This window comes from Antiquaquibacter soli (assembly GCF_030580675.1).
GTDB lineage: Bacteria > Actinomycetota > Actinomycetes > Actinomycetales > Microbacteriaceae > Rhodoglobus > Rhodoglobus soli.
The window spans coordinates 256383-278603 of the sequence record NZ_JAUQUB010000002.1 but is presented as its reverse complement, the minus strand read 5'-3'; the positions used below and the strand labels follow the sequence as shown (position 1 = coordinate 278603).

Below are 22221 nucleotides of genomic sequence, written 5' to 3'. Positions count from 1 at the left end.
GAGGGGGGCTCCCCGGCGCTAGCTGGTCCGGCGACGCCGGGACCGTGCCACGAGCACGACCCCGCCGAGGACGATGAGGCCGACTGCCGTCGGCAGCACGAACGCGGCGATGCTGGAGCCGGTGAGGGCGAGCATCCCCGGCGTCAGGATGAGCGCGGAGCTCTCGGCGGCGAGCTCGGCCTCTCCCGCGGCGGCGGAGACAGCCTCGACGTGCACGACGTTCGTGACGCTGCCGGCCGGGACGGAGGCGCCGAGGCGCACCGTGAGCACGACGTCGGGCACCGACTGGCCCCAGCCGAGCGGGCGGTCGAGCACGCACGTGACCACTCCGCCAGCGCCTCCCGCGAGCGGCTTGTCGTGGGTGCACGACTCCCACGCGGGGTCGTCGGCGCTGTCCGGGGTGTTGGTCTCGATGGCGAGGAGCGTGGTCTCCTTCGGCAGCTCGTCGACGAGGGTGAGCCCGGTGACCGCGCCGAGCCCGTCGTTGCCGACCGAGATCGTGTAGTCGAACTCGCCGCCCGCCGGGATCATCGCGCCGGATGCCGTCTTCTCGACCCACAGGCCCGGTTCGCGCTCGACGGCGCACTCCGGGGTCGCCTCCGGGTACTGGACGGTGACCGTCGTCTCGGGGTTGATGGCGAGCTCGATCTCGGCGCCCGAGCGCAACCCGTAGGTCGGCAGCGTCGGGTCGAGCACGAGGTTCTCCCACGTGGGCGTCTCACCGGCGCGCGCCGGGCGATAGCCAGGCCACATCACGCCGATGCCGTCGTCGTTCACCTCGGCGCCCGGCCACAGCAGGCGGCCCTCGATGGGTCCGCCGTCGAGGGGCACCTCGTCGGTCTCCACGACAGCCCCGGTGCCGTCGCGCCACGTCACCGTGAGGGTGCGGCCGGTCGTGTCGAGGTTGCGGGCGTCGATGGAGTAGTCGAACCACGGCGCGTCCAGGACGCACTCCGACGCGGCCGTGGCGTCGAGCCACTTCACGAGCACCGTCTCGTCGTCGTCGTCGCCCGTCACCCCGCGAGTCGTCGAGGTGACGGAAGCGGCGTTGAGGATCGAGTCGACGGCGATTTCGGGCAGCACCTCGACGGTGATCGAGAACGGGGTCGCCGATGCTCCCGCCGCGAGCGGCTCGTCGAACACGCACGTGAGCGTGCCGCCGTAGCCGTTCTCGTCGGTGCCGTCGACGGCGCACTCGCTCCAGCCGCTCGCGTCGATGCCCGTGACCCGCAGCAGCGCCGGGATCTCGTCGACCACGGTGATGCCCGCGGCCGGTACGGTGCCCGTGTTCGAGACCGCGAAGGAGTAGTCGAACGACTCGGCGCCCTCGACGATCGGCGTCGAGGCGGTCTTGACGATCTGCAGCTGGCCGATGGTGAAGGTGTTCGTGACGGTGACGTCGACGGTCTCGTCGGCCACGATCGCGATCGCACCCGGGTCGACGCTCGAGCTCGAGGCATCCCCGTCGACCGACTCGGTCACGACGCACACCGCGCCGGCCGGCAGGCCCGAGTAGGTCGCGACATACTCGGGCGACTCGAGCGTGCGCGTGGCGCCGCCGGGCACCTCGACCGCGACGACCTCGCCGTTCACCGACCGCTCGCACTCGAGGGACACCTCGAACGGACCGAAGCCCCACTCGCCGTCGGAGTCCTCGATGCCGACCCCGTCGCCCTCGATCTCCTTGGTCACGCGCAGGTCGCCGAGGCGGAACTCGTTCGTCACGGTGACCTCGGTCTGCTCCGCGTCGAGGGTGAAGACGTTCGGCGAGACCGCCGAGCCGTTCGCGCCGCCGAAGCGGGACTCGGTCATCGCGCAGTCCGCACCGACCGGCAGGTCGTCGAACGAGGCCGCGTAGTCGGGCGCCACGAGGTCGCGGGTCGCACCGCCGGGGATCGCGATCTCCTCGGTGTCGCCGTCCACGTCGCGCGAGCACACGAGGGTCACCTCGAAGTCGTTCTGACCCCACGCCTCGGCACCCTCGCCGGTGATCTGCTTGTCGACCGCGATCGACGTCACGTCGAAACGGTTCTCGACGGCCACCGCGATCTGGCCCGCGGGCACCGTCACCTGCGCGGTCGTGCCCGGCGTCGGCTCCTCGTCGCCGACCGTGATCGTCGTCGCGGTCGCGGCGCCCGTCGCGGTCTCCTCGATGGTGCAGAGGGTTCCGGCGGGCAGGTTCGGGATGACGACGGGCTCGCTCGAGGCGGTGAACGGGTAGGTCGCACCGAGGATCGGCCGCGTGCCCGAGGCATCCGTGAGCGAGCAGACGACCTCGATCTCGAAGTCGGTCGTGCCCCACGCCTCGGCGCCGGCACCGGTCACTAGCTTGGAGAGCTCGATGCTGCCGGACTCGTAGCTGTTCGTGATCACGGCCTCGTTGGTGGCGGCGCCGTCCTCGTTCGCGTCCAGCACGATCGTGACGCTCGCCCCGTCGGTGTCGTCGGATGCCCCGGCCTGGGTCACGGTGATGACCGTGGCATCGGCATCCATCGTCTGGGTCTCCTCGACGAGGCACTCGGCGCCCGTCGGGAGGCCCCGCAGCTGCCACGGAGACGCGCCCGACTCGAGCGAGGCGACCATCGGCGACTCGGCGTCGTAGCCCGTCGCCCACACCGGCTCGCCGAGGAACGTGCACTCGACGGCGACCTCGAACGGGCCGTAGGCCACCGCCGAATCGCCCGAGCGCGCCTCGGTCTCGACGACCTTGCTGACATCGAGGCCCGCGAGCGGGAAGTCGTTGACGACCTCGATCGCCGGCTGGGGCTGGTCGTCGTCGAGGGACTCGGCGTCGACCGAGACCGTGAACGAGTAGCCCTCGGTCGCGTCGGCCGCGACCTCGGCGTCGCCGACCCGCAGCGACGTGGATGCTGCTCCCGCGACATCCGACTCGGTGAGGGTGCACTCGGCGCCCGAGGGAAGGCCGGTGTACGTCACGGTCTCACCGTCGACGATCGATCGCGTCGCGCCGCCCGGCAGCACGGCGGTCTCGCCGTCGCGCACGCACTCGAGGCTCACCTCGAAGGGGCCGTCGCCGTAGTGGGCGCCGGCGCCGGTGACGGTCTTGGAGACCTCGACGGAGCCCGTGAGGTAGAAGTTCTCGACGGCGAGGTAGCCGGGCTCCTCGAGGCCGACGGTGGTGCTCGTCGCGGGATCGCCCGCGGCATCCACCACTCGGTGCGCGTCGGCGCCCGTGTCGCCCGCGTTGGTCTCCTCGATCTCGCACACGGATCCGACGGGGATCGACTCGATCGTCGTCGACCACGAGTTGCCGATCGGCAGCGAGACGGTGTCGTCGAACGCCGTCACTCCACCGGCGGCGACGCACTCGACGTGGATGTCGAACGGTCCGTCGCCGTACTGCGCGGCGGCGCCGCCCTCGAGGATCTTCTCGACCGTGAGGCTGCCGATGCCGTACCGGTTGGTGATCGCGGCGGAGTTCGTCGCGGCACCGGCGGAGTCGCTCGTGACCGAGGCGATCGTCGCGGTCGTGTCATCCGTCGACGCGGACACGGCCGACGTGGCGGTCGCGATCGACGTGGACGCAGCCTCGACGGTGTCCGTCTCGGTCACGGCGCACGAGGCGCCCGCGGGCAGCCCCGTGAGGGTCTGCGAGCCGAGGTGGCCGAGCGAGAACGTCATCGGCGAGGTGTCGAAGCCGGTCGCGAGCACCGTCTCGCCGAGGAAGGAGCACTCCACGGCGACCGCGAACGAGCCGCCCGGGTAGACGGGTTCGCCGTCCTGGTCCTCGGCGTCGGAGAGCACCGTCTTGGACACCGTCAGGCTCGCGAAGTCGTAGCGGTTGGAGACGGTCACGGCGAGCAGGGAGTCCGCGGGGATCGTCGCGGTCGCGCTCGTGCCCGCCGTCGACGTGCTGCCCACGAGGATGCTCGTCGCCGTCGCTCCCGCCGTGTCGGACTCGATGACCGCGCACTCGGCCCCGGCGGCGACGGGCGCCATCTCGTAGGTCGGCGATCCGTCCGTGAACTCGAACGTGTCCTCCCAGACGACCTGGCCCGTCGGCCCGCCGAGGCGGCACTCGAGGTCGACGACGGCAGTGCGGCCCGAGCCCCACGTCAGTCGGGCGTCGCCGGTGAAGGCCTTCGAGAGCGTCAGGATGCCCGACCGGTACGTGTTGGTGACCGACACCGTGTTGCGGGTCTCGTCGCCGAAGTCGGGTGCGAGAACCACGTCGACGGTGGTGGCGTCGGTGCTGCGGGAGCCGTCGAGGTCGACCGTCGCCATCGTGGTCACGGCGGCGCCGCGCGGGTCGCTCTCCGTGACCGCGCACTCGGCACCCGCCGGGAGACCCGTGAGGGTGCGCGACTGGCCGTCCTCGAGGGTGAACGCCATGGCGTTGACCGAGAAGCCGGTCGCGCGCACGGCGGCGCCCTCGAACGTGCACTCGACGGTGAAGCCGAACGCGCCGTACTCGACGAGCGAGCCGTCCTCGTGCTCCGCGTCGCTCACGACGTGCTTCTCGATGGTCAGCGACGCGAACTCGTAGTGGTTGGTGAGGGTCAGTGCGGGTTGCACCTGGTTGTCGGTGCGGCTCGAGGCATCCACGTCGACGACGAAGTCGAAATCGTCGGCCGGACCGAAGGTGCCTTCGGAATCCGTGATCGTGATCTCGCCGGCGCCGAACGAGCCGGGCTCGGACAGCGTGCACAGCGCGCCGGAGGGCAGCAGCGTGTACGTCGTCGACGAGCCGTTCGTGAGGGTGCGGTCAGCGCCGCCCGCGATCGTCACCGTCTTGCCGTCGCGGGTGCAGTCGAGGTGGACGGTGAACGGTCCGGTGCCGTACGAGGCGGCCGGCCCCTCGACCTGCTTGGTGACCGTGACCTGGCCCGTGAGGTACCAGTTCTGCACCGTCACCTGCCGGGTCGCCGAGCCGACGATCGTCGTGCCGGTGCCGTCGAACGCTGTGCCCGAGTTGTTGAGGTAGACGAGCGCGTCGGCGCCGGTGGACGAGAAGTTCGACTCAGACACCGAGCAGACCGAGCCCGCGAGGATGTTGGTCACGTTGGTCGTGCCCGCGGTGTTCTGCGTCACCGTCTTCGAGTAGCCCGAGCTCATGCCCGGCTGCGTGCACGTCACGAGGAACGTGAACGGGCCCGTGCCGAACTGGGTGCTCGCCCCGCCCTGCAGCGACTTCACGATGCGCAGCGTGCCCACCGGGTAGGTGTTCGTGACGAGCGCAGTGTTCGTGCCGGTCGTCGGCGAGGAGTCGGGGGTGAGGGAGGAGATCGTCGCCGAGAGACCCGTCGTCGTCGTCGCGCCGACCGTCGCGGTCTGCGTGCGGATGGTCGTCGTCGGCGAGCCGGGCGGGGTCGCCTCCGTCACGGTGCAGGAACTGCCCGCGGGCAGGCCGGTGAGCGCGCGGCTCTGGCCGTGCGAGAGCGAGAACGTCATCGGGCTCGCCGAGAAGCCGGTCGCGAGCACCGTGTCGGTCGTCCCGGCGTGGGTGAACGTGCACGTGACGGAGAAGTCGAACGGGCCGGGGCGCGTCGCCGCGCCCGCACCGTCGACGGCGTTCGTCGTCACGGTCTTGCTCACGGTGAGGCGCGCGAAGTCGAACGTGTTCGTGACGGTCGCGCTCGAGGAGGACCGGGTGATCGTGACGTTCGACGGCAGGGTCGTCGACGTCGCGCCGTTCTTCTGCGGCTCGGTGATCGCGCAGCTCGAGCCCGTCGCGAGGTTGTCGATCGTGAAGGACGGCGACGTGCGGGTCACCGAGAACGTCTTCGCGAAGACCGTCGTCGAGGTCGCGTTCGAGTTCGTGCACACGACGCGGATGTCGAACGGCCCGGCGGCCCAGTCGGAGTCCTTCGCGAGTCCGGCGAGCGCCTTCGTCACCGTGAGCGATCCGACGCCGAAGTCGTTGGCGAAGGCGACGGTGTTGCCGTCCTCCGCGAGGGTGAACGGCGCGACGGTCGCGTCATCCGTCGCTCCCGTCGTCGAGACGGTCGAGGTCGTCGTCGCCCCGCGCTGGTTGGACTCGGTCACGGTGCAGACCGCACCCGCGGGCAGGCCGGTCTTGACGATCGGCGCCGACGGGGTCACCGGCTCGTTCGTGATCGACCAGATGACGCGCGACCCGGTCCCGTTGTCGAACGAGCAGCTCGCCGTGACGAGCGCGGCGAGGTACGCGATCGGGGTGCCGTCCTGGTCGACGGCGCCGTTCGTGGTCACCGACTTGGTGATCGTGAGCTGGGCATCCGGGTAGTCGTTGGTGACGGTCGCGACCTCGGGGGCCGGCCGGTCCTCGAAGGCGGGGTGCGGGTCGAAGACGGTGGACGTGCCCGAGTTCGGCTGCGCGAGCACGGGCACCGGGGCGCCGGGAGTCGTCACCGTCGTCGCCCCGTACGAGCCTGTCTCCCCGACGGTGCAGTCGGAGTACAGCGGGATGCCGTAGACGTTCAGCGGCGAGCCCGCGGTGACCGCGAACGGGCTGCGCGGGGAGCCGTCCGCGAGGGTGAGTGCGACCGGCTCGTCGTTCGAGGTGCAGCTCACGGCGAGGTTGAAGACGTCGGTGGCGTAGGCCGCGGCATCCCCCGTGATGCTCTTGGAGAGTGTGAGCTGACCGGTCGCGAGCGCGACGCCGACCTTGCGCGGCTCGGTGACGAAGCGGTACGCGAGGTCGAGCGGGTTGCCCTCGGAGTCGTGGTTGATGCCGACCGCGGCCCCCGCGATCGAGTTGTAGGCGATCGAGTCGCGGAACAGGTTGCCCGTCGACTCCTTGATCGCCTGCTGGTTCGCGGTCACCGTGGAGTAGAGCACGCCGACCGAGTTGCCCGGCTCGAGTCCCGACGGCATGCGCACGTCGAACTTGAGGGCGACGACGGACGCGAGGGTCGCGGCATCCGCGCCCGGGTCGAGCACCTTCCACTCGCGGGGGGCGAGGAGCGACGCGCCGTCCGCGGCGAGGCAGTTGCGGTACTGCGCCGTGTTGAGGATGGGCGGGTTGGTCGCCGTCGTCATGCCCATGGTGAGCTGGATGTCCGCGCCGTTGCAGTTGGGCGTCGCGACGCCCGCCTGGTCGGTGTAGTAGACCGTGTACGTCGAGCCGTCGGGCATGCCCGTGACCTCGGGGTAGCTCGACAGCTTCGCCGCCCACTTCGAGGAGCGCGCCTCGTCGATGATGACGCCGCGGTCGTTCGGGGCCGGCAGGACGTCGATCGCGACGAGCTGCTTGATGGAGATGTTGCCCGAGTTGAAGAAGCGGGCGCCCCACTCCTCCTCCGCGCCGGGCCGGGTGATCGGCACGCACGGGAAGCGGTAGAACAGCTCCGAGCGGCCCGGGATCGCCGTCGTCGGCTCCTCGCAGCTCGAGGTGCCCGAGGTGCGCAGCACGCCCAGGTCGTCGAAGGGCAGTCCGGTGTCGGGGTCGACGAGCGGCACGCCGTCCTCGTCGAGCGGTCCCGCCTCCACGCCGCGGACGCCCTTGACGATCGTCATGGGCGAGCTCGGCAGCGGCCACACGGTCGTCGAGGCCTCGCACGTGAAGACCTCGTAGGTCTCGGGAACCCAGCCGGTGTCCTCCGCACCCCGGCAGACGTCGAACGGCTGGTCGGCGGTCGCCGTGACGGTGTTGTCGGTCTCGAGACCCGCGCCGAGGAGCGCGCGGAACTGCAGCGGGGCGTGGATGACGAGGCTCCACCCGAGCGGCAGCGGCTGCTCGAGCTCGAAGGTGATGACGGCGGGATGCTCGGGGTCGTCGTAGCTCGCCGTGACGTCCGGCGCCGGCTGCTCGGCACCCGAGCCGTTGAGGAGCGAGTACGTGAACGCCTCGTCGGCGGTGTAGATCTGGTTGGTGTCGGGGTCCACGGGCACGACGAGTCGCGGGCCCGAGGCATCCGTGTGGATCTCATCGACGATCGTGAGGCCCGTGAGCGGGCTGTCGTGCGCGCCGCCGGTGTTGGTGACGGTGATGTCGAACGGGATGTCCACGCCGAGCGACTGAGGGCCGTACTGGCTCTTGACGATCGAGATGCGCGCCGGGAGGTGCTGCACGAGGATCGAGCTCGAGTCGTCGTCGGAGGCCTGCCACACCGGGTCGGTGTCCTCGGCGTTCAGGGCCGCCGCGACGTCGACCGTGACGTCGTTCGTGTAGACGCCCACCTCGGTCTCGCCGGGGGCCGGCTCGGTGAACGTGAAGAGCGTCGTGGGCACCGGCTCGCCCGCCGGGGCGATGAGAGTCTCCCGTCGCTCGACGGTGAGGTCGATGACCTGGAGCGGGTTGAACGGGCGCTCCCACGCGGAGTAGTCCGACTTCGTGAAGGTGAGGCGGATGCCGCGCACCTCCGAAGGATCGACGCCCGCGGGGAGCGTCGGCGTCGCGGACGGCGTGCCCGTCACCCAGCAGTCCGTCTCCGGGCACGACCACGAGATCGAGCCGTCGCCCGCGACCGTGTACTCCACGCCGACGAGGGCGTCGACCTGCACGCGGTTGATCGGGGTCGAGTACGACAGCGCCGGGAATCCGACGAAGTCGAAGGCGTTCCAGAACGACGGGTCGGTGTCCTCGAGGACCATGCGCGTCGTGCGCACGTTGCCCGTCGGCTGGCCGGTGAGGCGCACCGTGGCCGGCGTCGTCGACTCGTACTGCGTCGCGGGGGTGGGGCCGCTCGCCGTCGTGTCGGCGATGAGCGTCTTCGTCGCCTCGACGCCGTACTCGAAGACCTGGATGTCGACGTGCGCGGAGGCGTACGACGTGACGACGTTGACGTCGCTGCCCTCGGCGGGCAGCTGCGATCCGCCCGGGTCGACGATCGTCGCGGCGACGTCGTTGTCGAGCTGGCGCGCGTCGACGATCTCGTCGCCCGAGGTGCGCTCGGTGGACCGCAGCTGCGTGTCGGCGACGACCGTGATGGTCGCTCCGGCCGGCACGACGCCGTCGAGGGACACCTCGAAGCCGGTGACGTCGGCGAGCTGCGAGCGCGTCAGCAGGAGCGCCTCGGCGATCGTCAGCTCCGCGCCGGACGGCTGCAGCGTGACGGTCGCCGTGGGTCCGTTCGGCACCTGGATGCTCACGAGGTCCGTGAGGGTCACGAACTCGAACGGGTTGACGGTCACGCGGTTCGACGGCTCCGCGAGCGACAGGTGCTCGACTCGCGCGAGGGACGTGTTCTGCGCGGAGAGGGTCATGCGCGCGGTCGGGAAGAGCGACTGCGGGGTCCCCTCCGGCGGCATGCCGAGGGGTCCGCCGGTCCAGGTCTTGCCGGCGACGACCGTGAGCGCCTGGTCGAGCAGGAGGATGTCGTCGCTCCACGTCGAGGAGCGCGTCGAGTCATCCGTCGCGGTGCCGACCACTCGCGCGGTGTTGCGCACGACGCCGTAGTCGCCGGGGCCCGCGTTGTAGAGCGCGAGGCGGCTCGAGCCGAGCACCGGCACGTCCGGGTTCGAGCGGCGCACGTCGCGCAGCTCGAACGTGAGCGCGATGTCGCGGTCGAGCTGGAACGTGGATGCCACGCCACTGCCCACGGGCGGGGCATCCGGGTCGCTGCCGATCCGGTCGCCGCGGGTGGGGCTCTCCTCGAACACGAGCCGGACGCCGACCGCGTCAGCGCGCTCGTCGGCGGTGAGCGTGTAGCCCGGGAATGCGCCGTCGCACGCGCCACTCGCGCACGGGTTCGTCGCCGTCGGCACCCACTCCCCGTCGATGTACAGCTCGACGGCCGTCACCGCGTCGTACGTGAGATAGGGGTCGAGCGAGCTCGTGATCGGCTTGACCGCGACGAGGTCGAAGGCCTCGAAGACGGTTCCCGCGACGCCCGTCGTGGGGTCGGCCGGGTCGCTCACCGCGACGCTCTCGAACTCGAGGTTGCCGGTGCCCCAGCTGACGACGACGTCGGAGCGCTCGCCGGTGCGGGCCGGGAGGGTCTCCTCGGCCCAGCGCTTGGTGACGAGCTGGATGCCGCCACTGCCGCCCGACCCGCCCGGCACCGGGCGCAGCCCGATGGTCTCGACGACGTCGTCCGACACCTCCGAGGGGGTCGCGCTCGAGCTCGTCGCGATCGAGGTCGCGGTGTTGGAGACCGTGACGAGGGCCGGGGCATCCGGGTTCGCGGCGGGCGAGGCCGGGTCGCTGCGCAGCGTCGAGCGCAGCGCCACGCGGAGGTTCGGCTGCACGGCGAAGCCCGGAGCGAGAGTGGAGCCGTCGCTCGGCGTGAACGTGAAGCGCACGCCCGCGACGAGCTCGCGCTCCGCGCCCGACAGGGTGCGGCTGAACGTCGCCGGCCCGGCGAGCGGCGAGACTCCGTCGAAGGAGTGCCAGGCCTCGCCGTCGAAGTACTCGACCGTCAGGGTCACACCCGAGGGCACGACCGTCGGCAGGATCGAGGTGACGTTGAAGAGGTCGAAGAACGCCTCGTCGTCGTCCACGACGACGAGCGAGTCGGCGCCGACCGTCGAGCCGCCGGTGTCCGACGGCGAGGTCGGGCGCGCGTCGAGAGCCGCGGGCAGCACGACGATCGACGACGAGCCCGCGACCGAGTAGATCGAATCGGGGGTCGCGATCTTGCGCACCGTCGTGTTGATGCGCGCGGTGCGGCTCGTGAGGTCCGCGCTGGCGGTCGTGGACGCCGTCAGACCGCCCGTCGTCTCCACGTCGACCTGGATGGTGTTCGAGTGCGTCTCGTCCGCCGCCACCGCCGAGGTCGTCGCGGTGTACGGCACGACCGCGTACTGGTACTGCGGCATGAGGCCGGTGAACGTCACGATGAAGGCCGCGACCCGGCCGGCCTCGGCGTCCGGCGCCGGGAGCGTGTCCCGCGTCGTCGTCGACACGGCGGCGGCGAAGTCCTCCTGGCCCTCGTACCGGTAGGCGACGGATGCCTCGGTCGCCCCCACCGGCCACTCGATGTCGTCCGACACCCAGCCGCCGAAGCTCAGGCCCTGCTCGATGAGGTCGGGGGTGTCGGTCGCGGGCTCGGTGATCGCCATCGACTCGAGGTCGAAGCGCCCGCCGTTGGAGGCGCCGAGCGTCGCGGTCACCTCACGGCCGCCGACGAGGCTGTTCGTCGAGAAGCTCTTCGTCGCGACGGGCGAGATCTCCGCCTTCGTGATCGTCATGCTCGCGGGCTTCGACACGGGGGTGCTCGACTCCTCGCCGAGCTCGACCCACGAGCTCGCGACGTTCGACACCGACGCCGAGCCCGAGATCGAGAGAACGGAGTCGCGCAGCTCGAGCGCGACGGAGACGACGGCCGAGGCATCCCGGGGCAGCGGCGCGCCCGTCGACGACTGGAACACGAAACGGAGTCCGCGCGGGTCGACGCCGTCGGGGATGACCGCCGTCGCGCCGAACGCGCCCTCGCTCCAATCCGTCCCGTCGAACCAGTCGACGCGCACCTCGTCGGCACCCGTCGGCCACGTCGGCACGGAGAGGCCCGTGGCGCGCAGGTGGGTGAACGCGGCGGCCGTGGCATCCTCGATCACCAGCCGGTCGACGCCGATGTTGGACGTGTTGGACGCGGAGAGCGACATCGACAGCGCGCGCCCCGGAACCGACGGCACGTCGGACTCCGAGTAGGACTTGTCGACGCTCGATCGCAGCTGGAGCGGGATGTCGAGCACGACGTCGGCGGAGTCGTCCTTGTTGCTGTTGAGGTTGTCGAGGGTCGCGAACGCCGTGTTCGTGATCGTCTGGCCGTCGAAGTCGGCGGAGACGGAGGTCGGCAGCGTCGCCGTCACTGCGAAGTTGAAGAGCACACCGGCCTGGAGGCCGCGGCGGCCCTCCCCGAGGTCGTCGACGAAGCTCACGCGGAAGCTGTTGGTCGCCGGGTCGGTCGCGACAGTCGCGAGCGACGACTCGCCCCCAGTCGGGAGGGCGACCGAGCCGAGCACGAGGGGAGCGGGGATCGTGTCGTCGATGGCGAGGTTGACGCAGTCGGCCATGGTGGAGGCGCAGTTGACGGCGATCGAGTAGGTGACGGTCTCGCCCGGCGTGATGAGGGCCTTGTCGACGGTCTTCGAGATGTCGACGACGACCGGCGAGAGCGGGTCGTCCTCGTCCGCGACCGCGGGCGCGCCGATGGCGAGCGTGCCGACGAGTCCGATGAGCGCGGCGAGCGCGGCGATGGTCGACCGGCGTCGACTGGAGCCGATGAAACTCATGTGGTGCTTCCCCCCAAGCGTGCGGCTTCCGCGACGCACAGGGGGTGAGGGCCCTGGGGCATTCGGGTTGCCGCCCCCAGGCTAGGGTCCGTCGGGAGGCAGGGTACATTCCCCAGAATGGGGAGGCCCCCGTTCGGGGGGGGTCGGCGACGTGCGGCGGCGGCGCTAGCGGCGGCGCGGCGGCAGGGATGCCGCGACCGCGCGCACGAGCGACACCGCCTCGTCGAGCGACAGCGCGGCGCCCTCCCGATAGCACGCGTTCCACTCGGCCGCCGTGAGCGCCTGCTTCGTGCGGGAGCGGTAGCCCTCGTGCACGTCGTCGTTGATGGCGGCCCGCGGGAAGCCGTACACCGCACCGAGCCGGTCGACGGCGCCGAACAGTCGTGCACCGTCGCGCTGCCGCTCGATCCCCGACACCGCGATCGCCGCGGCATGGAGGGCGAGGATGACCGCGAGCACGTCGCCCTGCGGAGCGAGCAGGTCGAAGCACTGCACGAGCTGCTCCACCGCATCCCGCTCGCGATGGCTCCCGATGAGGGCGTGCGCCAGCCGCCACGACGCCGAGCCCGCCGCCCACGCGTTGTGCGCCGCGAGCGCCGACTCGAGCGCCGCCTGGAGGTCGCGCATCGTCTCAGCGAGCTTGCGGGCGTAGATGTGGCAGATCGACCGGAACGTCAGCACCTCGCTCACCGCCCACGGCTCGACATCGCCGAGGAGCGCCTCCGCGCGGCGCATCCGGGCCAGCCCGCCCGCCGGATCCGCCTCGGCGTCCCACATCGCGTTGCACGCGGTGAAGAGGGCGGTGAGCGTCGGGTCGCCCGAGCGCTCCGCGAGCGGGAGCCCCCGCCGCGCGTAGACCTCCCCACCGAACTTGTCGCCCGAGCGGTAGACGATCATCACGGCTCCCCAGATCGCGCGGGCGTCGGCGCGGGGATGCTCCGGCCCCGGCATCTCGAGCGCCGAGTCGATCCACCCCTTGCCCTCCGCAACCGCACCCCGCAGGAACCAGTGCCACGACATCGCCCCCGCGAGCCGGACGGCCGTCGCCCGATCCCCGCGCGCCACGGAGAACGAGAGCGCGGCGAGCAGCTCGCTGCGGTCGACCTCGAACTGCTCGTGGACGATCGCCGACTCCGGGCCCCGCACGCGCGACTCCAGCTCGTCGGCGGCGTCGGCGAACCATTGCGCGTGGCGCTCTCGCCACCGCTCCCGGTCATCCTGCGCGGGAAGCTGCCGGGCGTAGAGCTTCACCGACTCGAGCAAGCGGTAGCGGCGCCCGCGAACCGCCCCGCCCACGACCGCGAGCAGCGACTTCTGAGCGAGCACGGCGGCAACCTCCCGCACATCGCCGTCCGGGAGCACGCAGATGCCGTCGATCGCGTCGAGGGTCACGCTGCCGGCGAAGTTGCCGAGCTGCGCGAGCAGTTCGAGCTCGGCGGGGCGGAGCATCCGCGCGCTCCACTCGATCGTGCTCTGCAGGCTGCCGTGCCGACCGGCAGCCGGGCCGTGGAGGGTGAGCAGCTCCTCGGACTCGATCGAGCGCACGAGCTCGGCGAGGTCCATGACGTCGAGGCGCGCGGCGGTGAGCTCGAGCGCGAGGGGCAGTCCGTCGAGGAGCTTCGCGAGCCGCCGAACGAGCGGGAGCGAGGCATCCGTCAGCGCGAAGCCGGGCACGACGTCGGCGGCGCGCTCCGCGAAGAGCGCGATCGCGTCGGGGGCGTCATCGCCGAGCATGGGGGCGATCGGGATGAGCCGCTCCCCCGGGATGCGCAGCGGCTCACGACTCGTCACGAGCACGCTGAGCCCGGGGCTCGCGGCGAGCAGGGCCGAGACGAGCGCGGCGGCGGCCTCGAGCACGTGCTCCGCATTGTCGAGCACCAGCAGGGCGCCGCGACCGGAGAGCTGCTGCGCGATCGACTCGACCGTCGCGTTCGTCGCCCCCACGAGCTCGCTCAGCGCGAGCACGACGTCCTCCCCCGTGTCGTAGCTGGCCAGCTCGAGCAGCCACTGCGCGGAGTCGACCGGGCCGAGCGACTCCGCGAGCGACTCCACGGCGAGGCGGCTCTTGCCGACGCCGCCCGGGCCGGTGAGGGTTACGAGCCGCGACTCCCGGCGCCCGGCGGCGACGAGCTCGAGCGCGGAGCTGCGGCCGATGAAGCGCGTGATCGGCAGCGGGACGCCGTGCTGGATGCCCCGCTCCCGCCCGACCGGGGCGACGAGCTCCGGGTCCTGCCGCACGATCGAGAGGCGGGCCGCGGCGAGCGCCGGGGACACGTCGAGCCCCTGGGTCTCTCGCAATCGCTCGGCGAACCCGTCGATCGCGCCGAGGGCGTCCGTCGACCGCCCGGCGCGGGCGAGCGCCGTCGCGAGCAGTCGCACCGGCTCCTCGTGGTCGGGATGCTCGCGCACGACCGCGGGCAGCGAGCCGAGCACGGCATCCAGCTCCCCCGCGTCGAGGCGCAGCTCGGCGAGGGACTCGGCCACCCGGCGCCGGAGGCCGTGAAGCTCCGCCGACCAGTCGGCGACGAACGGCGCCGACACGTCGCGGAAGGGCTCGCCCCGCCACGCCTCCTCCGCCGCCTCGAGGTCGTCCCGCTCGCGAGTGGACAGCGCGAAGGCCGCCCGGTCGCGGAACTCGATCACGTCGACGCGGCTGTCCGCGAGCGTGTAACCGCCCCGACCTCCGACGATGTGCTCGGCGAGGCCCGCGGATCGCAGTCGGGAGATGTGCGCGCGGAGCGTGCCGGCCGCCGTCGGAGGCGGGCTCGACCACAGGTCGGCGACGAACTCGTCCACGGGTACGGGCTCGCCGCAGGTGAGAGCGAGCCGCGCGAGGATCGCCGCGGGCATCGCCCCGCGCACGGGGATCGCGTGCTCGCCGACGGACACCGCAACCCTCCCGAAGAGTCGGAAGCGGGCGATCGCGGACACGGTGCCATTCTGACCCACGAGGTGCTCCACGGTGCGGGCCCCCACTATCCGAGTCCCCGCCAGAACCCGACGATCTCGCGGGAGAGGGCGGCGGGCTGTTCGATCGGGACGAGCATCCGGCTCCACGACACCGTCGTCGCCGTCGCCCCGGCGCGGCGCCCCGCCGCCCGGCGCACCGACTCCGGCGTCCAGTAGCCGCGGTCGTCGCTCGCGACGAGGAGCGCGGGAGCGGAGCCGCCCACGAGGTCGGCCTCGAGGTCGGCGCGGCGCAGCACGAAGGAGGCGATCGAGGTCGAGAGGCTGCGCCGCGACTGCCGCCGCAGCGACTCGCGCACGATCGCGACCGCCTCGGCGTCGACCGCGCGGCTGTAGTCGGTCAGCTGGGCCTCCGCCACGAGTCGCACGACGAACCCGCCGCGGCCCGCGACCCGCAGCACCGGTCGGAGGGCGCGCAGTCGGCGCCGCTCCGCGGTCGAGGCCGGCTCCGTCGGCGACTCGATGGCGACGAGGCTGGAGAGGCGGCCCGGGTGGGCTGCGTCCACCGCGTAGCCCACGTGTCCGCCCCACGCCGACCCCACCCAGTCGACGGGATCGACGAGGCCGAGCGCATCGAGCAGGTCGACGGCCGCATCGGCGCAGCGGGCGATCGTCGTCACGCGCGCGAGCTCGTCGGAGTCGCCGTGCCCGGGGCCGTCGACGACGATGAGCCGGCGGTGCTCCGCGAGCGGCGGGATGACGCGCGACCAGCTCGCCGAGTCGACGAGCAGCCCGTGCCACAGCACCGCCGCGGCGCCTGCCCCGTACTCGCGCACGGCGAGGCGGCCGAGCCTCGTGGGCACGAGCCGGGGCGCGGGGCGGGTCGCGGCGGTCACGATCGCGCGCGGGCCGAGACGAGCTCGTCGACGATGGGCAGGAGGCCGGCGACCCCGGGGGACCGCGCGATGGCCACACCGATGCGGTTCGCGGCATCCGCGAAGGAGGGCGTGCGCAGCACCTCGCGCACCGCCTCCGCGACGGCGTCGTCCGAGGGCCGGTTCGTGCGGAGGTTCACCCCGACGCCCGACCACTGGATGCGGGCGCTGACCTCGATCTTGTCCTCGGTCATCCCCGCGACCACGAGGGGTACCCCGTGGCGAAGAGCGAAGTGCACGCCGCCGTAACCACCGTTGGTGACCATGACGTCGGTGCGCGGCAGCAGCTCGTCGTACGGCAGGTACTCGGCGAGGTACACGTTCGACGGGATGCGGCCCGGGATGCTCGACACCGGTCGGCCCCCGGTCGTGGCGATCACGACGACGTCGTCGGCGTCCGCGAGGCCGCGGATCGTCGGGAGGATGAGCTCCTCGTAGTCCTGGTTGGCGACGGTGCCCTGGCTGACGTGGACGACTCGGCGCGAGCCATCCAGCTCGCCCCACCAGTCCGGGAGCGTCGCCGACGACGGGGCCGACGTCGACACCGGGCCGACGAAGCGCACCGACGCGGGCAGGTCGCTGCGCGGGTACTCGAACTCGGGAACGGTGAACTGCACGAGCGCGTCCGCGCGGCGCGGCCAGTCCAGGAAGAAGCCGCCGAGCTCGCGGCCCGTCGCCGCGAGTACCTGCTCCTCCGCGAAGCGCTGCACGGGGGCGAAGACCGCCTTCTCGGCCATGACCGTCATGACCGCGTTGCGCAGTCGCCCGAGGGGACCGCCCATCGGCAGCACGCCGAGCCCGAACGGCGCCGTGTCCCTGCTCTTCGTGCCGAGCGGCAGGATGCCCAGGCTCACGATCGGCGGACGCGAGTGCGCCGGCTCCACGAGCAGGCCGAGGATGCCCGTGAAGAGGGGCTCCGTCATCACGACGTCCGTCGGGGTGCCGAGCGCCACCCGAACGGCGGCGAGCTGGGCCTGGAGGGGCTTCAGGAAGATCTCGATCATGTCGAAGCGGATGCCCGCGGGGCCGGTCAGGCCGACGCGACCGGGGAACGCGGCATCCATCGACCGGTCGTCGTAGTCGGCGACCGCCGGGAGCGGCAGGAAGGCCGCGCCCGCGGCTTCCACCGCCTCGCGGTAGCGCTGACCGGTGAGGAAGCGCACGTCGTGGCCCGCGGCGACGAGCGCCCGCGTGACGGCAAGGAGCGGGGTGACGTGCCCGTGGACGGGCGTACTGCAGATCAGGATGCTGGACATGGCTCTTACAGTGGCGGCACGGGCATCCCGCCGACGGGCCGTCGGAGCCCGCACAACGTCCGTGCAACCTTGCCTGCTAGGCTGGATTCACTTGCGAAGCCACGACGGCTTCCCTGCGTCGTAGAACGCTTCCTCTTCTCGCCCGCGACCAGCTGGGCTCGTAGACACTTTCTTGCGGCGATCGTGTGCCGACACTCCCGTCCGCCCGCGCCATGCTCCACCCGAACTACAGGACACCCATGTCAACACCCACCTTCAGCACGCTCGGCGTGCCCGCTCCCCTCGTCGCCGTGCTCGCCGCGGACGGCAAGACGGAGCCGTTCCCCATCCAGCTCGACACCCTCCCCGACACCCTCGCCGGTCGCGACGTGCTCGGCCGCGGCAAGACCGGCTCGGGCAAGACGCTCGCGTTCGCGCTGCCGCTCGTCGCGCGGCTCTCGCAGGCCCGCCGCTCCAAGCCGAAGGGCACCCCCCTCGGCCTCGTGCTCGCCCCCACCCGAGAGCTCGCCACGCAGATCACCGCCACCATCCAGCCGCTCGCCGACGCCAACGGGCTCTCGGTCACGACCATCTACGGCGGCGTCTCGCAGAACCGTCAGGTCACCGCGCTGAACGCCGGCGTCGACATCATCGTCGCGTGCCCGGGCCGCCTCGAGGACCTCATGAAGCAGGGCTTCGTGCACCTCGAGCACGTCGACATCACCGTGCTCGACGAGGCCGACCACATGGCCGACCTCGGCTTCCTGCCGGTCGTCACGCGCATCATGGACAAGACGCCCCAGTCGGGTCAGCGCCTGCTGTTCAGTGCGACCCTCGACAACGGCGTGGACAAGCTCGTCAAGCGCTACCTCCACAACGAGGTGCTGCACTCCGTCGACGAGGCCCACTCGCCCGTCGCCGCGATGACCCACCACGTCTTCGAGGTCGCCGGCGTCGACGAGAAGAACGCGCTCGTGCGGATGCTCGCCTCCGGCACGAGCCGTCGCATCCTGTTCATGCGCACCAAGCACCACGCGAAGAAGCTCGCCAAGCAGCTCACCGAGTCGGGCATCCCTGCCGTCGACCTGCACGGCAACCTGTCGCAGGTGCAGCGCGACCGCAACCTCGCCGCGTTCGCCGACGGATCGGCCCGCGTGCTGGTGGCGACGGATGTCGCGGCCCGCGGAGTGCACGTCGACGGAGTCGAACTCGTCGTGCACGTCGACCCGCCCATGGAGCACAAGGCCTACCTGCACCGCTCGGGTCGCACCGCGCGCGCCGGCTCCGAGGGCGATGTCGTGACCGTCGTGCTGCCCGCGCAGCGCCGCGACACCGCGCAGCTGCTGCGCAAGGCCGCGATCACCGTCACCCCGCAGACCGTCACCGCCGAGTCGGCTCCCGTCGTGAAGCTCGTCGGAGACGTCGCCGCCTACGTGAAGCCCGCCCCCCGTGCGGCCCAGCCGGCGCGCGGTCAGTCGCAGGGCGGTCAGTCGCAGGGCGCGAACGCGCAGCGCAAGCGCGCGGCTCGGGATGCCCGCGGCCAGGGCGCCGGGCAGGGCTCCGGTTCGGGTCGCCCGCGCCGGGACCGCAGCGGTCGCCCGGCGGCCGCGGGCTCCTCGCAGGGCTCGGGCACCCGCACGCACTCCGCCGCGGGTCACTCCGCCGGTCGCCCTGAGCGCGCGGCGCAGCCCGCCACCCGCTCGGAGCAGCCGGCAGCGGCATCCTCGTCCCGTCGCCGCGGCGGCAAGGGCCGCGCGCAGTCTGCTGCCGGCCCGATCCGCGTCGGCACCGTCGTGCGCCCGAACGTCCGCGGGCGGTAACCACCCCGCAAGAGCCCGCCTCACTCGCAAGGGCGTCGAGAGTTCTGCAGGCCCTTGCGAATGAGGCGAGCCCTTGCGGACGACGACAGAAAGCCGGGGTGCGCCATTGCACCCCGGCTTCGTCTTCGAGCCACATGGACGACGGCTCGAAGCTAGGGAAGAACCCCCACGGATGCTAGCGCTGCCCGAAGCAGGGCGCCGCGGCCGCCCTCCATGTCGGAGGTGACGGCGTCGGAGGCCGCCTCAGCGGGGCGCAGCCAGGTGATCTCGAGCGCATCCTGACGCGGGTCGCACGTGCCGGTCACCGGCACGACGAACGCGAGGGACACGGCGTGCTGCCGCACGTCCATGAACTGGCTCGACCCCGGCCACGGGAAGTACTCGGCAACCTGGAACGGCACCGGGCTCGCCGGGAGGAGCGGGAACGCCATCGGGCCGAGATCCTTCTCGAGGTGGCGGAACAGGGCGTCCCGCAGCGTCTCCCCGTACATGACGCGGCCCGAGACGAGGGTGCGCGTGATCTCACCGTCGTTGGCCCGCAGCAGGGTGCCGACCTCGGTCACCCGGCCGAGGCCGTCGACCCGCACCGGGATCGCCTCGACGTACAGAAGCGGCAGTCGGCGACGGGTCTCCGCGAGCTCCTCGTCGGAGAGCCAGCCGGAGTTCGGGTCGGGGGTTCCCACGGAGCTCATGCTCCATTGTTGCGCACGTAGGGTGGGGGTCATGAACCTCGACGCATCCGCGGTGCTCTGGTCGGCCCCCGAGCGGGAGCGCGCGGGGCGACCACTGCTCGTGCTGCTGCACGGGTACGGCTCGCACGAGGGCGACCTGTTCTCGATGTCCCCGGCCCTGCCGCTCGGTCCGGTCGTGGCATCCGTGCGCGCTCCGCTCGCGGAGAGCGGCGGCTTCGCGTGGTGGTCGCTGCAGGGCCAGCGGCCCGGCGAGCCGGCGGGGGAGGCGGTGGATGCTGCTGCCGTCGCCGTGCTCGACTGGCTCGACACCCTCTCCTACACCTCGGTATCGCTCCTCGGTTTCTCCCAGGGCGGCGCGATGACGCTCCAGTTGCTGCGGCACGCGCCGGATCGGTTCGCCGCCGCCGTGTGCCTCTCCGGGTTCGTGGCATCCGCGACCCACCCCGGCGACGCCGAGCTCGCACTCGTGAAGCCGCCCGTGTTCTGGGGTCGTGGCACGCAGGACCCCGTGATCCCGGATGCCGCGATCGCCCGCACCGCGCTGTGGCTGCCCGAGCACGCCGACGCCACCGTGCGCATCTACGAGGACCTGGGCCACTCGATCTCGACCGCCGAGTTGGGCGAGTTCGCGCGGTTCCTGGGCGAGCACGCGTAACCGACTCGTTCACAGGCTTCGCGCGACGCGCCGAGCAGTCGACTGCCGGCGGAGCGGGTGATCGACTCTAGGACGCGTTCTCGATCAGGTGCAGCTGTGTGCCGTCCACGTCGACGAGGAAGCCCGCGCGGTGCCCCCACGGCTGCGCGCGAACGGGATGGAGGCGGGGATGCCCGGCCTCCCGCTCCTCGACCCCGGACTCCTTGATGCGCTCGTAGAGTTCGTCCACTGCGTCGACGCGCACGCTGCACATGAAGGAACTCGCCGTCGGGTCGAGGTCGGGGAAGGGAAAGAACTCGAGTCGAACTGCGCCGCGCTCGAGGATCAACCAGTCGTCGGACCGGTAGTTCACCTCGAACCCGAACCCGCCGTAGAACGCGAGCGTCGCATCGAAGTCGCGGGAGGGCAGGTTGGGTACCGCTCGATCCGTCATCTCGCGAGCGTATCGAAGTGGCCCCAGGGAGACCATGCTGCTCCCCCGGAAAGCTGCGGGCAGCAGCGACGGCGGCCGCGCTACGCCGCGACGCGGGCGGGCGACGAGATCCGTGTCCACTCCGGGATGCCCGGCCCCCGCACTTCGGGGAGTCCGTTCACCATCCGCCACTCCCACGGGCCGTCGTCGACCCTCTGGTGATGCCAGTAGCAGAGCAGGATTCCGTTGTCGATGTGGGTCGGTCCGCCCTCGCGCCACGGGATGACGTGGTGCACCTGCAGCGCGTAGTGCGGGCTCGTGCATCCGGGACTCGCGCAGCGCGCTCCGTCCCGCGCGGCGATCTGCAGGCGGTGACCGCCTCCGAAGCAGCGCTGCAGAGCAGACATTCCCGCGACTGAGCCGTCCGCCGCGAGCCGCACGAGCCGGAGCCCGCAGTTGTCGATGAAGCGCTCGACCGCGGACCGGGAGACGGGGACAGGCGAGCCGGCGAGCACCCCGATCGGGTCACCGGCGAGCCCGTCCTCGTCGGCGAGGTCTGCGGCGGCCACCGTGACGATGACCGAGACGGGCATCCCGTCGAGCGAGGGGGCGCCCTCGGCTCGCGCCGCGGCGACGATGATGTCGGCGAGCGCGTCGTGCCGTCGCTGCGCCGGAGTGCGGCTGTCCGTGGGTTCGTGGTGCGCAAGCTCCGGCTCCGCGGTGAACCGCGGCGAGCGCCGGTGCGCCTCCATGAGGCCGAGCAGGAGGCTGCCCACTTCGGGCATCAGGAGCCCACCGACTGGCACCAGTCCGTCGACATCCGGCATGCCCAGGCGGAAGGAGCGCCGACGGCGGGCGCGCTCCTCGCGGGGCCGTGCACCGTCGGGATCGATCGCCGACGCGATCAGGGAGAACTGGCCGGCGAGGGACGTCACGGATTCCGGCATGACCCGCTCGACCCCCGTCGCGTCGAGACCGGAGGCCAGGTTCACCATCACGCGCTCCGCCGAGGAGACGAGCGCCGGATCGAGGTGCGGGCGCACGGCATCCAGCTCCCTGACGATCACCTCCGCAGCATCCAGGCCGATCTCGGGCAGCGCCGCCGCGACCACGGGCAACGCGGCAGGCAACTCCGCCCCGGTGAGCGAGCGATCCTCTCGCGTCGCCGCGGCAATCCGCAGCCGCGATCGGGCGGTCTTCTCCGACACCCGAGAAAGAGTTGCGACCGCCGCAATCGGCGACGCGAACCCCAGCCGTTCGGACTCGCCCGCCGACACCCGACCCGCTGCCGCGACGCGCGCCGCATCCACGACGCGACCGAGGCTCTCGACCGCGACCACGGCATCCACCGGTGACAGCGCATCCAGGCCTGCGGCGACGTGCCGCACGGCGGCGATCGCCGCGTCCAGACCCGGGGTGTTCATGCCTCTAGTCTATCACGAGTTTCG

The 22221-nt window shown here is 71.9% G+C and carries 9 protein-coding genes; 2 read left to right on the top strand and 7 right to left on the bottom strand.

Going from position 1 to position 22221, the window contains the following annotated elements:
- Positions 1–18: 18 nt before the first annotated feature.
- The 4 genes from Q5716_RS11315 to Q5716_RS11300 form a co-directional block, all read right to left on the bottom strand.
- Positions 19–12117 (bottom strand): DUF5979 domain-containing protein, encoded by a 12099-nt coding sequence (locus Q5716_RS11315; RefSeq protein ID WP_305003246.1) that lies wholly within the window; start codon positions 12115–12117, stop codon positions 19–21.
- 165 nt (positions 12118–12282) lie between these two features.
- Complete coding sequence (locus Q5716_RS11310) at positions 12283–15048, bottom strand: AfsR/SARP family transcriptional regulator (RefSeq protein ID WP_305003245.1); 2766 nt, start codon at positions 15046–15048, stop codon at positions 12283–12285.
- A gap of 44 nt (positions 15049–15092) precedes the next feature.
- Positions 15093–15920 carry an alpha/beta fold hydrolase gene (locus tag Q5716_RS11305; RefSeq protein ID WP_305003244.1) on the bottom strand — a complete coding sequence of 276 codons (828 nt, stop codon included), beginning with the start codon at positions 15918–15920 and terminating at the stop codon, positions 15093–15095.
- Entirely contained in the window at positions 15917–17215 is a 1299-nt protein-coding gene (locus tag Q5716_RS11300; RefSeq protein ID WP_305003243.1) for a glycosyltransferase, read from the bottom strand. The genes Q5716_RS11305 and Q5716_RS11300 overlap by 4 nt, the downstream gene beginning before the upstream one ends.
- 239 nt (positions 17216–17454) lie before the next feature.
- Here Q5716_RS11300 and Q5716_RS11295 point away from each other — a divergent pair, with 239 nt between their 5' ends.
- Positions 17455–19014, top strand: coding sequence for a DEAD/DEAH box helicase (locus Q5716_RS11295; protein WP_305003242.1), 1560 nt, complete (start codon positions 17455–17457; stop codon positions 19012–19014).
- Positions 19015–19166: 152 nt separating this feature from the next.
- Here the strand turns inward: Q5716_RS11295 and Q5716_RS11290 are convergent, their stop codons facing one another.
- Positions 19167–19706 carry an NUDIX hydrolase family protein gene (locus Q5716_RS11290; RefSeq protein ID WP_305003241.1) on the bottom strand — a complete coding sequence of 180 codons (540 nt, stop codon included), beginning with the start codon at positions 19704–19706 and terminating at the stop codon, positions 19167–19169.
- A 31-nt stretch (positions 19707–19737) separates the two neighbouring features.
- On the opposite strand from Q5716_RS11290, the gene Q5716_RS11285 reads away from it, so the two are divergent.
- Positions 19738–20361 (top strand): alpha/beta hydrolase, encoded by a 624-nt coding sequence (locus tag Q5716_RS11285; RefSeq protein WP_305003240.1) that lies wholly within the window; start codon positions 19738–19740, stop codon positions 20359–20361.
- 67 nt (positions 20362–20428) lie between these two features.
- Here the strand turns inward: Q5716_RS11285 and Q5716_RS11280 are convergent, their stop codons facing one another.
- Both Q5716_RS11280 and Q5716_RS11275 read right to left on the bottom strand, forming a co-directional pair.
- Entirely contained in the window at positions 20429–20794 is a 366-nt protein-coding gene (locus Q5716_RS11280) for a bleomycin resistance protein (RefSeq protein ID WP_305003239.1), read from the bottom strand.
- A gap of 80 nt (positions 20795–20874) precedes the next feature.
- A complete protein-coding gene (locus Q5716_RS11275) occupies positions 20875–22197 on the bottom strand; it encodes an HNH endonuclease signature motif containing protein (protein ID WP_305003238.1) in 1323 nt (440 codons plus the stop codon).
- Positions 22198–22221: the final 24 nt, after the last annotated feature.